Source organism: Pseudomonas sp. WMBT8 (assembly GCF_050916005.1).
GTDB lineage: Bacteria > Pseudomonadota > Gammaproteobacteria > Pseudomonadales > Pseudomonadaceae > Aquipseudomonas.
In genome coordinates, this window is the sequence record NZ_CP188096.1 from 19,128 (window position 1) to 31,325 (window position 12,198).

Annotated in this window: 11 protein-coding genes; 4 read left to right on the plus strand and 7 right to left on the minus strand. The window is 63.5% G+C overall.

Annotated features, from left to right (window positions below; all coding sequences use genetic code 11):
- Positions 1-15: 15 nt before the first annotated feature.
- From rsmB to def, 3 genes are read right to left on the minus strand one after another with little or no spacing between them, the layout of a single operon-like run.
- A complete protein-coding gene (gene rsmB / locus ACO77H_RS00085) occupies positions 16-1,326 on the minus strand; it encodes a 16S rRNA (cytosine(967)-C(5))-methyltransferase RsmB (RefSeq protein WP_169954075.1) in 1,311 nt (436 codons plus the stop codon).
- A complete protein-coding gene (gene fmt / locus ACO77H_RS00090; protein WP_170057462.1) occupies positions 1,326-2,276 on the minus strand; it encodes a methionyl-tRNA formyltransferase in 951 nt (316 codons plus the stop codon). Before fmt ends, rsmB begins: the two co-directional genes overlap by 1 nt.
- Before the next feature lie 57 nt (positions 2,277-2,333).
- On the minus strand, positions 2,334-2,840 hold the full coding sequence (gene def / locus ACO77H_RS00095) for a peptide deformylase (protein ID WP_029290229.1): 507 nt from the start codon (positions 2,838-2,840) through the stop codon (positions 2,334-2,336).
- A 265-nt stretch (positions 2,841-3,105) separates the two neighbouring features.
- Between def and dprA the strand changes: the two genes are divergently transcribed.
- On the plus strand, positions 3,106-4,200 hold the full coding sequence (dprA, locus tag ACO77H_RS00100) for a DNA-processing protein DprA (protein WP_169954077.1): 1,095 nt from the start codon (positions 3,106-3,108) through the stop codon (positions 4,198-4,200).
- A gap of 54 nt (positions 4,201-4,254) precedes the next feature.
- Positions 4,255-4,812 (plus strand): L-threonylcarbamoyladenylate synthase, encoded by a 558-nt coding sequence (locus tag ACO77H_RS00105; RefSeq protein WP_169954078.1) that lies wholly within the window; start codon positions 4,255-4,257, stop codon positions 4,810-4,812.
- Positions 4,813-4,934: 122 nt separating this feature from the next.
- Here ACO77H_RS00105 and ACO77H_RS00110 read toward each other — a convergent pair whose 3' ends face one another.
- Positions 4,935-5,912, minus strand: a complete 978-nt coding sequence (locus ACO77H_RS00110; RefSeq protein WP_169954079.1) for an NADPH:quinone reductase — start codon at positions 5,910-5,912, stop codon at positions 4,935-4,937.
- A 160-nt stretch (positions 5,913-6,072) separates the two neighbouring features.
- On the opposite strand from ACO77H_RS00110, the gene hemF reads away from it, so the two are divergent.
- Complete coding sequence (gene hemF, locus ACO77H_RS00115) at positions 6,073-7,005, plus strand: oxygen-dependent coproporphyrinogen oxidase (RefSeq protein ID WP_169954080.1); 933 nt, start codon at positions 6,073-6,075, stop codon at positions 7,003-7,005.
- Positions 7,005-7,829 (plus strand): shikimate dehydrogenase, encoded by an 825-nt coding sequence (gene aroE, locus ACO77H_RS00120; RefSeq protein ID WP_169954081.1) that lies wholly within the window; start codon positions 7,005-7,007, stop codon positions 7,827-7,829. The genes hemF and aroE overlap by 1 nt, the downstream gene beginning before the upstream one ends.
- Positions 7,830-7,938: 109 nt before the next feature.
- On the opposite strand, the gene ACO77H_RS00125 is transcribed toward aroE, so the two are convergent.
- From ACO77H_RS00125 to betC, 3 genes are all read right to left on the minus strand, one after another.
- Entirely contained in the window at positions 7,939-9,501 is a 1,563-nt protein-coding gene (locus tag ACO77H_RS00125; protein WP_432754818.1) for a SulP family inorganic anion transporter, read from the minus strand.
- A 152-nt stretch (positions 9,502-9,653) separates the two neighbouring features.
- A complete protein-coding gene (choX, locus tag ACO77H_RS00130) occupies positions 9,654-10,571 on the minus strand; it encodes a choline ABC transporter substrate-binding protein (protein ID WP_432754819.1) in 918 nt (305 codons plus the stop codon).
- 18 nt (positions 10,572-10,589) lie between these two features.
- Positions 10,590-12,104 (minus strand): choline-sulfatase, encoded by a 1,515-nt coding sequence (gene betC, locus ACO77H_RS00135; RefSeq protein WP_432754820.1) that lies wholly within the window; start codon positions 12,102-12,104, stop codon positions 10,590-10,592.
- Positions 12,105-12,198 lie beyond the last annotated feature (94 nt).

The following is a 12,198-nucleotide window of genomic DNA, read 5'->3' on the forward strand; positions in this document are numbered from 1 at the left end:
TCCCTTAAAAACCATTCAACCGCGTGCCGCGGCAATCTTGATCAGCTTGGCGTAATAGAAGCCATCGTGCCCGCCTTCCTGCGCCAACAACTGGCGGCCGTGGGGCTGCTTGATGCCGGCGGTAGTGGCAATGTCCAACTCCCGCGCGCCGCTGGTGCGGGCGAGGAAGGCTTCGATCACGTCGGTGTTTTCGGTCGGCAAGGTCGAGCAGGTGGCGTAGAGCAGGATGCCACCGACCTCCAGCGTCGGCCACAGCGCGTCCAGCAACTCGCCTTGCAGCACAGCCAGGGCGGCGATGTCGTCGGGTTGGCGGGTGAGCTTGATATCCGGGTGACGGCGGATCACACCGGTGGCGGAACAGGGTGCGTCCAGCAGGATGCGCTGGAACGGCTTGCCATCCCACCAGGCGGCGGTGTCGCGCCCATCGGCGGCAATCAGCTCGGCGTCCAGGCCCAGGCGCGCGAGGTTTTCGCGCACGCGCACCAGGCGCTTGGCTTCCAGGTCGACGGCGACGACACCGGCCAGGCCCGGCTGCACTTCCATGATGTGGCAGGTCTTGCCGCCTGGGGCGCAGCAGGCGTCCAGCACCCGCTGGCCCGGTGCCAGGTCGAGCAGGTCGGCGGCCAGTTGCGCGGCTTCGTCCTGCACGCTGATCCAGCCTTCGGCAAAGCCTGGCAGGCTACGCACATCGCCTGCGGTCTCCAGCACGATGCCGTCCTGGCTGTACACGCAGGCGCTGGCATTGATGCCGGCCTCTGCCAGTAATTGGAGATAGGCATCGCGGCTGTGATGGCGGCGATTGACCCGCAGAATCATCGGCGGGTGGGCATTGTTGGCGGCGCAGATGGCTTCCCACTGCTCTGGCCAGAATGCCTTGAGGGATTTTTGCAGCCAGCGCGGGTGCGCGGTGCGCACTACCGGGTCGTGTTCGAGCTCGGCCAGCAACCCCTCGCTTTCGCGCTGGGCACGGCGCAGCACGGCGTTGAGCAAGGCCTTGGCCCAGGGCTTTTTCAGCTTGTCGGCGCACCCCACGGTTTCGCCGATGGCGGCGTGGGCCGGCACGCGGCTGTAGAGCAACTGGTAGAGGCCCACCAGCAGCAGCGCCTCGACGTCGGCATCGGCAGCCTTGAACGGCTTTTGCAGCAACTTGGCCGCCAGCGCCGACAGACGCGGCTGCCAGCGGGCGGTGCCAAAGGCCAGGTCCTGGGTGAAGCCGCGATCGCGGTCTTCGACTTTATCCAGTTGCACCGGCAACGAGCTGTTCAGGGAAGCCTTGCCATTGAGCACGGCGGCCAGGGCCTTGGCGGCGGCCAAACGCGGGTTCATCAAGCGTCCACTCCGAGGATGATGCCGGGGGCAAATTTCTCACGACGGCTGTTGAACAAGTCGCTGAAGTTCAGCGCCTTGCCGCCGGGCAATTGCAGACGAGTCAGACACAGTGCCTGTTCGCCGCAGGCCACCAGCAGGCCTTCCTTGCTGGCGCCGATGATTTCACCAGGGGCGCCGCTGCCGTCGGCCAGGGTGGCGGCGAGGACTTTCAAGGCTTCGCCATTGAGGGTGCTGTGGCAGATCGGCCACGGGTTGAAGGCACGTACCAGGCGCTCCAGTTCCACGGCCGGGCGGCTCCAGTCGATGCGCGCTTCGTCCTTGTTCAGCTTGTGGGCGTACGTGGCGAGGCTGTCGTCCTGCGCTTCACCGTGCAAGGTGCCAGCCGCGAGGCCGGCAATCGCCTCGACCACCGCTGGCGGGCCCATCTCGGCCAGGCGGTCGTGCAGGCTGCCGCCGGTGTCTTGGGCGGTGATGGGCGTGGTGACCTTGAGCAGCATCGGCCCGGTGTCCAGGCCGGCTTCCATGCGCATCACGGTCACGCCGCTTTGTGCGTCACCGGCCTGCACCGCGCGCTGGATCGGCGCCGCACCGCGCCAGCGCGGTAGCAGCGAGGCGTGGCTGTTGATGCAACCCAGGCGCGGGATATCCAGCACTGCTTGGGGGAGGATCAGGCCGTAGGCCACCACCACCAGCAGGTCCGGCTTCAGTGCTGCCAGTTCAGCCTGGGCCTCGGCATTGCGCAGGGTCGGCGGTTGCAGCACGACGATGCCGTTTTCCAGCGCCAGTTGCTTGACCGGGCTGGGCATCAGTTTTTGCCCACGGCCGGCCGGGCGATCCGGCTGGGTGTACACCGCGACGATTTCATAAGGGCTGGCAAGCAGGGCCTTGAGGTGTTCGGCGGCAAATTCAGGGGTGCCGGCAAAAACGATGCGCAGTGGCTCGGTCATGGGAAACGTCTCACAAAAGAAAAAGGCTTGCCGGAGCAAGCCTTTGAAAGAAGGGAATCAAGCTTGCTGGCGATGCTTCTTTTCCAGTTTCTTCTTGATCCGGTCGCGTTTGAGCGTGGACAGGTAATCGACAAACAGCTTGCCGTTGAGGTGGTCGCACTCGTGCTGGATGCACACTGCCAGCAGGCCTTCGGCAATCAGCTCGAATGGCTTGCCGTCGCGGTCCAGGGCCTTGATCTTGACGCGCAGCGGGCGTTCGACGTTCTCGTAGAACTCCGGCACCGACAGGCAGCCTTCCTGGTATTCGCCCATCTCGTCGGTCAGCGGCTCGAATTCCGGGTTGATGTACACCATCGGTTCGCTGCGGTCTTCGGACAGGTCCATGACCACCACGCGCAGGTGCACGTTGACCTGGGTGGCGGCGAGGCCGATGCCCGGGGCTTCATACATTGTTTCAAACATGTCATCGACCAGCTGACGAACCTTGTCGTCCACTACGGCCACCGGTTTGGCGATAGTGCGCAGGCGCGAGTCCGGGAATTCGAGGATGTTCAAAATAGCCATAAGCGTAATTGCTGCACATGTGAGGTAAAGGCAAATCGGCCTCGGGACACCCCGCACGGCCGGTGTGAAACGCTCGCAGGCCGCGAAGGCCAAGGCATTTCACGCGAACCGACATAATAAAGGAGATTGCCCCCATGAGGAAATCGCTACTCGTCTTCAAAACGGGGCGCCAGGTTGGGCGGCAATAACCAGTTGCAATAATTAGCCTGCTAAATAAGTTACCAACAGAGTTATCCACAGCTTGTTCCTGATCAAGGATGATCATATGTCAGCAATCCCTACTGCAGATATTTCCCCTGCCGAGCTCGAAGCCCGCCTGCGTTTGCACCGCATGCCGGAGCTGGGGCCCAGGCGTTTCAAGACGTTGATCGAGGCCTTTGGTTGCGCCTCGAAAGCCATCGGCGCACCGGCCAGTGCCTGGCGCTCCCTGGGGTTGCCGGCCGCCTGCGCCGAAGCCCGGCGCAGCGTGCAGGTGCGTGATGGCGCCAGCGTCGCATTGGCTTGGCTTGAGCATCCGGCCCAACATTTGCTGATGTGGGACCAGCCCGACTACCCGGCCCTGCTGGCCGAGTTGGGCGATGCGCCACCCTTGTTATTCGTCGCCGGCAATCCCGCCATCCTGGAAAAACCGCAGCTGGCCATGGTCGGCAGCCGCCGTGCTTCCCGACCCGGAATGGATACGGCGGCGGCCTTTTCCCGCAGCCTGGCGGGCGCCGGTTTTGTGATCACCAGCGGCCTGGCCCTGGGCATCGATGGGGCGGCGCACCAGGCGGCATTAGATGTCGGGGGGCAGACCATCGGGGTGTTGGGCACCGGCCTGGAAAATTTTTATCCACAGCGCCACCGCCGGCTCGCCGAGGCGATGATTGCCCAGGGCAGCGCGGTGGTTTCCGAGTTCCCGCTGGACGCCGGGCCCCAGGCCGGCAACTTCCCGCGACGCAACCGCATTATCAGTGGCCTGTCCCTGGGCGTGCTGGTGGTGGAAGCCAGCGTCGCCAGCGGTTCGCTGATCACCGCGCGGCTGGCGGCCGAGCAGGGCCGCGAGGTGTACGCCATACCGGGGTCGATTCATCACCCGGGGGCCAGGGGTTGTCACCAACTGATCCGTGAGGGGGCGGTGCTGGTGGAGACCATCGAGCACATCCTTGAGGGGCTGCGCGGCTGGCAGGCGTTGTCGCGGCCCGCGCCGGTGCCGGTGACCCATCCGCTGCTGGCGTTGCTGCACGCCGCGCCCCACACCAGCGAAGGCCTGGCCATCGCCAGCGGGCAGAGCCTGTCCCAGGTGTTGGCGAGCCTCACCGAACTGGAGCTGGAGGGCCGGGTGATCTGCGAAAGTGGCCGCTGGCTCGCGCGCAGTTAGGTTTTGTAACGAAGATCGGTAAACTGCGCAGAGCTTTAGTCCGGAGAGTGAGTAATGGTCAACAGGTGGCGTGTGCAAGAAGCCGCACGAGAAATTCGCGCAGGCGCGGTGATTGCCTATCCGACCGAGGCGGTGTGGGGCCTGGGCTGCGACCCGTGGAACGAAGAGGCGGTGGAGCGCTTGCTGGCGATCAAGGGCCGCTCGGTGGACAAGGGCTTGATCCTGGTCGCCGACAATATCCGGCAGTTCGATTTTCTGTTCGAAGACTTCCCGGACACCTGGATCGACCGCATGGCCAGTACCTGGCCGGGACCCAATACCTGGCTGGTGCCCCATCAGGACCTGCTGCCTGAGTGGATTACCGGCAAGCACGACACCGTGGCATTGCGGGTCAGTGATCATCCGCTGGTGCGGGATTTGTGTGCATTGGTGGGCCCGTTGATTTCCACCTCGGCCAACCCGCAAGGCCGGCCGGCAGCGCGCACGCGGATCCGGGTGGAGCAGTATTTCCGTGGGCAGGTGGATTTGGTGCTGGGCGGTAGCCTGGGTGGGCGCAAGAACCCGAGTTTGATTCGGGACCTGGCGACGGGCGAGGTTCGGCGCCCGTCCTGAGACCCAGGCGTGGCCATCGCGAGCAAGCCCGCTCCCACATTCGAGCGCATTCCCATGCTGGAAATCGGTCGAATGTGGGAGCGGGCTTGCCCGCGATAGCGGTCTGCCAAACCACCGAGATCTCAAGGCAACAGAATGGTCGACCCCGTCGTCCGCCGCCCCGACAACTCCACCTGCGCCTTCGCCGCATCCGCCAACGAAAAGCGCTGGTTGATATCAATGCGCACCTTGCCGCTTGCGATCATGCCAAACAGGTCATCGGCCATGGCCTGCAGGTTCTGCGGATTGTTGGCGTAGGTCGCCAGCGTCGGCCGGGTCACGTACAGCGAGCCTTTCGCCGCCAGAATCCCCAGGTTCACCCCGTCCACCGCGCCCGAGGCATTGCCAAAACTCACCAGCAGGCCACGGGGCGCCACGCTGTCCAGCGAGGCGAGCCAGGTGTCCTTGCCGACACCGTCGTACACCACCGGGCATTTTTTGCCGTCGGTCAGTTCCAGCACCCGCTGTGGGACATTTTCCTGGCTGTAGTCGATGGTTTCCCAGGCGCCGAGGGATTTGGCCAGGGCGGCTTTTTCCGGCGAACTGACCGTACCGATCAGCTTCACGCCCAGGGCCTTGGCCCATTGGCAGGCCAGGGAACCGACGCCACCTGCAGCGGCGTGGAACAGGATGGTTTCACCGCCTTGCAACTCATAGGTCTGGCGCAGCAGGTACTGCACGGTCAGGCCCTTGAGCATGGCGCCAGCCGCTTGTTCGAAGCTGATCGCGTCCGGCAGGTGCACCAGGTTGGCCGCTGGCAACACATGCAGTTCGCTGTAGGCACCCAGCGGGCCGCTGCCGTAGGCCACGCGGTCGCCGACCTTGAATTGAGTGACTGCGCTGCCCACCGCATCCACCACGCCAGCGCCCTCCGCGCCCAGGCCCGAGGGCAAGGCTGGCGGTGCATACAGACCGCTGCGGTAATAGGTGTCGATGAAGTTCAGGCCAATGGCCTTGTTCCGTACCCGAACCTGCTGTGGGCCGGGCTCCACGGGTGTGTAGTCCACATACTCAAGTACTTCGGGGCCGCCATGGGCGCTGAACTGGATACGTTTGGCCATCTGTTCTGTCCTCAAGTCTGTTTCGCGAAAGGCTCCTATCGGACTCCTATGCTTGACCTTCGTCAACTGTGGCAGTGCCCGGCGCGGTGGTATCCTGTGCGCCCCTTTGCCGCCGACGCCCAATGGCCTCGCGTAGCTTTGCCCGATTCAAGGTGATGCCATGACTACCCGCACCGAGGCTGTAAAAGCCTACCTGCTCGACCTGCAAGACCGCATTTGCAGTGCCCTGGAAACCTTCGAGGCGTATACACGCTTTATCGAAGACGCCTGGACCCGCCCAGCTGGTGGCGGTGGCCGCACGCGGGTGATCGAGAACGGGACCGTGATCGAGAAAGGCGGCGTCAACTTTTCCCACGTCTTTGGCAGCGGCCTCCCACCGTCCGCCAGTGCCCACCGCCCGGAGCTCGCCGGTCGTGGTTTTGAAGCCCTCGGCGTGTCGCTGGTGATCCACCCGCATAACCCCCATGTGCCAACGTCCCACGCCAACGTGCGATTTTTCATCGCCGAGAAAGACGGTGAAGAGCCGGTGTGGTGGTTCGGTGGCGGCTTCGACCTGACGCCCTACTACGCCAACGAAGAAGACTGCATCCACTGGCACCGCGTGGCCGAGCAGGCCTGCGCGCCCTTTGGCGCGGACGTTTACCCGCGCTACAAGGCCTGGTGCGACAGCTACTTCCATATCAAGCATCGCAACGAGCCCCGGGGTATTGGCGGCCTGTTCTTCGATGATTTGAACGAGTGGGACTTCGACACCTGCTTCGCCTTTATCCGAGCGATTGGCGACGCCTACATCGACGCTTACCTGCCGATCGTCCAGCGCCGCCAGGCAATGGCTTATACCGAGCAGCAACGCCAGTTCCAGGAGTTTCGCCGTGGGCGCTACGTGGAATTCAACCTGGTTTATGACCGTGGCACGCTGTTTGGCCTGCAATCGGGCGGGCGTACCGAGTCGATCCTGATGTCGTTGCCCCCGCAAGTGCGCTGGAGCTATGACTGGAAGGCCGCTGCCGGCAGCGAAGAAGCGCGCCTGACCGACTACTTCCTGCAAGACCGTGACTGGCTCGGCCTTGCTGCGCCCCAGGTAGCCAGCTGATGGATCGTTATGTGGTGTTCGGCAACCCTATCGGCCACAGCAAATCGCCGCTGATCCATCGCCTGTTTGCCGAGCAGACCGGCCAGGCGCTGGACTACAGCACCCTGCTGGCGCCGCTCGAGGATTTCACCGGCTGTGCTCAGGAATTTTTCCTGCATGGGCGCGGTGCCAACGTCACCGTTCCCTTCAAGGAAGAGGCCTACCGCCTGGCCGATGCCCTGACCGAGCGCGCGCAACGCGCAGGCGCGGTGAACACCCTGAGCAAGCTGGCCGATGGCAGCCTGCTGGGTGATAACACCGATGGCGCCGGCCTGGTGCGCGACTTGACCGTCAACGCCGGCCTGAGCCTGGCCGGCAAGCGCATCCTGCTGCTCGGTGCCGGCGGCGCAGTGCGCGGTGCACTGGAGCCACTGCTGGCGCAACAGCCCGCCTCGCTGATCATCGCCAACCGCACCGTGGAAAAGGCCGAGCGGCTGGCCGAACTGTTCGATGACCTGGGGCCGGTCTCCGCCAGTGGTTTCGACTGGCTGAGTGAACCGGTGGACCTGATCATCAACGCCACCTCCGCGAGCCTGTCAGGCGATGTACCGCCGATTGCCAGCAGCCTGATCGAGCCGGGCAAGACCTTTTGCTACGACATGATGTACGCCAAGGAGCCGACCGCCTTCTGCCGCTGGGCCACTGAACACGCTGCGGCGGTGGCGATGGATGGCTTGGGCATGCTGGTGGAGCAGGCGGCGGAAGCCTTCTACCTGTGGCGCGGTGTACGGCCGGATTCGGCGCCGGTGCTGGCCGAGTTACGTCGGCAGTTGGCAGGCCACTGAAGGTCAAATGTAGGAGCTGGCTTGCCTGCGATAGCGCTGGGTCAGCGCCGGATGCGCCACTGATACACCGCTATCGCAGGCAAGCCAGCTCCTACAGGTTTTTACCGTGTCAGTCTTCGAAAAGGATCGGGCATTTGTCCGCCCCTTCCAGCTTCCTCAACTCCTCCACCACTTGCGGCCGCGCCCGGCGCAGCGTCAGGCTGCGTCCCAACCCCTGCAACCGCCGCGCTTCCTGGTGCAGCATCTCCACCCCGGAATAGTCGATAAAGTTGATCTGCTGCGCCTCGATCACCACCCGCTGGCCTTGCAGGCGCTGCAAGCGCACTTGCAGGTAATGGCTGGCGCCAAAGAAGATCGAGCCACCGACCCGCAGCACATCGTCGTCCCCATCGCGCCATTGCTGCACCCGTGGCTGTGAGGTGCGCTTGAGGTAGAAGAACAGCGATGCCAGCACCCCGGCATAGATTGCCGTTTGCAGCTCCAGCAGCAAGGTGGCCAGGCACGTCAGGCCCATCACCACACACTCTGCACGGCTGACCCGCCACAGCGCGCGGATGTCCCGATGATCCACCAGGCCCCAGCAGATCAGCAGGATGCTGGCGGCCATGCTCGGGATCGGGATGTGCGCAATCACCGCCGCGCCAAACAGCGCAAACAGTGCGACCCACAACGCCGAAAACACCCCCGCCAGCGGCGAACAGGCGCCCGCCTCGTAACTCAGGCCCGAGCGGGTGAAGGATCCGGCCGACAGGTAGCCGGAGAAAAATCCGCCGACGATATTGGATAAACCCTGGGCGCGTACTTCCTGGTTGGCGTCGAGCAACTGTTGCGAGCGCGCCGACAGCGAGCGGGCAATCGACAGGCTGGTCACCAGCCCCAGCATGCCCACCGCCACGGCGCTGGGTAGCAGGCGCAGGACCATGTCCAGGTCCAGCGGCAACGGGCTGAACGGCGGCAGTTGGCCAACAAATGAGCTGACCCGCGCCACATGCCCGAACATCGCCGGCCACGCCCACGCCGCCAGGCTGCCTACCGCCAGGGCAATCAACAGGCTTGGCCAGCGCGGCACGCAGTATTTAAGCAGCGCGCCCACCAGCAAGGTGCCCAGGCCAAGGGCCAGTGACGGGCGATCCCACTCGCCACCATGGTCGATCAGCGCCAGCAGGCTGTTGATGGCCGTGGCCTGGCTGGGCAGGTCGAGCCCCAGCAGGTTGGGCAACTGGCCCAGGGCGATGACCACCGCCGCGCCGAGGGTGAAGCCGAGGACGACGGAATGGGAGACGAAATTGACCAGCGCGCCAAAGCGCAACATGCCCAACAGCCATTGGAATACGCCGGCGAGCAAGGTCAGCAGCAGGATCAGGGTGATGTAGTCCTGGGAGCCAGGCACCGCCAGCGGGCTGATGCTGGCGTAGAGCACGATGGAAATTGCCGCCGTCGGGCCGCAGATCAAATGCCAGGACGAGCCCCACAGGCAGGCAATCAGCACCGGGATGATCGCCGCATACAGGCCGTATTCGGGGGGCAGGCCGGCGATCAGGGCGTAGGCGATCGATTGCGGCAAGGCCAGCACCGCGCCGCTGAGGCCGACCAGCGCATCCCGGCCGACGCTGGCGCGGGTCTGGCGTGGCAGCCAGCGCAGGAATGGGAGCAGAGTGTGGGGCCGGGACATGGATCGCTCGAAATACTGTAGGAGCGAGCTTGCTCGCGAAGATGGATAACGATAACGCGGGTTGCCTGAAAAAACGCGGCGTTTTCGAATTCTTCGCCGGCAAGCCGGCTCCTACAGGGTGATAGGAAGACCTGTAGGAACCAGGGCAATATTTAGAGTTTGGCTTTGACCGCCGCCAATGCATCCTGGCCATCGAGGGTTTCAACCCCCTCCAGCCACTTGTCCAAAACCGCCGGATTGGCCTTGATCCATGCCTTCGCCGCGTCAGCATTGCTGACCTTGTTGTTCACCACCTCGGCCATGATGCTGTTTTCCATATCCTGGGTAAACGTAAGGTTGGTCAGCAGTCTGGCCACATTCGGGCAGGCCTGTGCATAACCTTTGCGGGTCAGGGTGTACACATTGCCGGTGTCGCCGAAGTATTTTTCGCCGCCCTTGAGGTAGCGCATCTTCAACTGCACGTTCATTGGGTGCGGTGTCCAGCCCAGGAAAGTGACGAAACGCTCGCGCTTCACCGCCCTGGACACTTCGGCGAGCATCGCCTGTTCGCTGGATTCGATCAGCTTCCACTGGCCGAGGTCGAAGTCGTTTTTCTTGATGATCTCCTGCAGCGACAGGTTGGCCGGCGCGCCGGAGCCGATGCCGTAGATCTTTTTGTCGAACTTGTCGGCAAATTTGTTCAGGTCGGCAAAGTCACGCACACCGGCCTCCCACACATAGTCCGGCACCGCGAGGGTGAACTGGGTGCCCTCGAGGTTTTTCGCCAGTTGCACCACATCGCCATTGGCCACGAACTTGTCATAGAAGCCCTGCTGCGCCGGCATCCAGTTGCCCAGAAACACATCCACCTGGCCGTCCTTGAGCCCGCCAAACGTGATCGGCACCGCCAGGGTATCGATCTTGGCCTTGTAGCCCATGCCGCTGAGCAAAACACCGGCGATGGCATTGGTGGCGGCAATGTCGCTCCAGCCGGGGTCGGCCATCTTTACCGTCTCGCAACGGGTGTCGGCATACGCATGGGTGGCACTGAGCAACAACACTGCACTCACGATTGTGGATAACTTTTGCATGGCCTTCCCCTTACTGATTTATTGGTTTTGGCAGGGTTGTGGATAACGGGCCTTGCGCTCCAGATCGTCGAGGTCGATATGGTTGCGCATGTACTGCTGGCTGGCGTCTACCAGCGGCTGGTGATCCCAGCTCTTGAGTTTGCCCACCGCCAGCGCCTCGCATACCAGGCGCCGACGGCGTTGGCTGGCGAGCACTTGCTGGTGGATCGCCGGCATGTCCCACTTGGCCCGCGCTTCGGCCAGGAACGCCTCGAACAACGCACGATGGGCCGGCGACTGACTGAGTTCTTCTTGCTCACGCGGGTCGTGGTGCACATCAAACAGTTGGCAAGGATCGTCCTCGCTGTAGATGAATTTGTAGGCCTCCCGGCGAATCATCATCAATGGGCCGATAGTGCCTTCGGCCATGTACTCGCCGAACACCTCGTCATGCCCGCCCTGCCCTTGCAAGTGCGGGACCAGTGAGCGGCCGTCCAGCGGCAGGTTGGGGTCCAGCTCGCCGCCGGCCAGCTCCACCAGGGTCGGCAACAGGTCGGCGGTGGACACCGCCGCACTCACCCGCCCGGCCTTGAATTGCCCCGGTGCACTGACCAGCAGCGGCACCCGCGCGGCCATTTCAAACCAGTGCATTTTGTACCAGAGCCCCCGCTCGCCGAGCATGTCGCCGTGGTCGCCGGAGAACACGATGATGGTGTCCTCGGCCAGGCCTGTGTCCTGCAGGGTTTGCAGGAGTTTGCCGACGTTGCTGTCAATGTAGCTGCACGCCCCGAAGTAAGCGCGCCGCGCATCGCGGATCTTATCCACAGGCAGCGGCTTGTCCCACAGGTCGTAGACCTTGAGCAGGCGCTGGGAATGCGGATCCAGGTCGGCCTGGGCCGGCGTTGTAGGCATTGGGATGTCATTGTCGTCGTACAGATCCCAGAACGGTTTGGGAATGGTGTACGGGTCGTGGGGGTGAGTCATGGAAACCGTGAGGCAGAATGGCTGGTCGCCGTCCTCGCGAATATGGTCGAACAGGTACTGCTGGGCCTTGAACACCACCTCTTCGTCGAAATCCAGCTGGTTGGTGCGCACACACGGGCCGGCTTGCAGCACCGACGACATGTTGTGATACCAGGTGGGGCGCACGTCGGGCTCATCCCAGTTCACCGCCCAGCCGTAGTCGGCGGGGTAGATATCGCTGGTGAGGCGCTCTTCATAGCCGTGCAACTGGTCCGGCCCGCAAAAGTGCATCTTGCCCGACAGCGCCGTGCGGTAGCCGAGGCGGCGCAGGTAGTGGGCATAGGTCGGTACATCGGCGGGGAAATCCGCCGCGTTGTCGTAGGCGCCAATCTTGCTCGGCAACTGGCCGCTGACCAGGGTAAAACGCGACGGCGCACACAGCGGGCTGTTGCAGTACGCGGCGTCGAACACCACACCTTGTGCGGCCAGGCGGCTGAGGTTGGGCAGTTTGATCGGCGAAGGGCCGTAGAACGGAAGCAACGGCGCGGCCATTTGATCGGCCATGATGAAAAGAATGTTCTTGCGCTTCATGGTCTCTCGGCATTCCATAGTCAGTGTTTATGCGATTGAGCATGCAGGCCATGGAAACCGTGGTAAAGCCCATGAAAAGCAATGTCTAGGATAA

Coding starts and splice junctions, on each gene's coding strand:
- rsmB (WP_169954075.1), bottom strand. CDS start 1,326: ATGAACCCGCGTTTGGCCGCCGCCAAGGCCCTGGCCGCCGTGCTCAAT.
- fmt (WP_170057462.1), bottom strand. CDS start 2,276: ATGACCGAGCCACTGCGCATCGTTTTTGCCGGCACCCCTGAATTTGCC.
- def (WP_029290229.1), bottom strand. CDS start 2,840: ATGGCTATTTTGAACATCCTCGAATTCCCGGACTCGCGCCTGCGCACT.
- dprA (WP_169954077.1), top strand. CDS start 3,106: ATGTCAGCAATCCCTACTGCAGATATTTCCCCTGCCGAGCTCGAAGCC.
- ACO77H_RS00105 (WP_169954078.1), top strand. CDS start 4,255: ATGGTCAACAGGTGGCGTGTGCAAGAAGCCGCACGAGAAATTCGCGCA.
- ACO77H_RS00110 (WP_169954079.1), bottom strand. CDS start 5,912: ATGGCCAAACGTATCCAGTTCAGCGCCCATGGCGGCCCCGAAGTACTT.
- hemF (WP_169954080.1), top strand. CDS start 6,073: ATGACTACCCGCACCGAGGCTGTAAAAGCCTACCTGCTCGACCTGCAA.
- aroE (WP_169954081.1), top strand. CDS start 7,005: ATGGATCGTTATGTGGTGTTCGGCAACCCTATCGGCCACAGCAAATCG.
- ACO77H_RS00125 (WP_432754818.1), bottom strand. CDS start 9,501: ATGTCCCGGCCCCACACTCTGCTCCCATTCCTGCGCTGGCTGCCACGC.
- choX (WP_432754819.1), bottom strand. CDS start 10,571: ATGCAAAAGTTATCCACAATCGTGAGTGCAGTGTTGTTGCTCAGTGCC.
- betC (WP_432754820.1), bottom strand. CDS start 12,104: ATGAAGCGCAAGAACATTCTTTTCATCATGGCCGATCAAATGGCCGCG.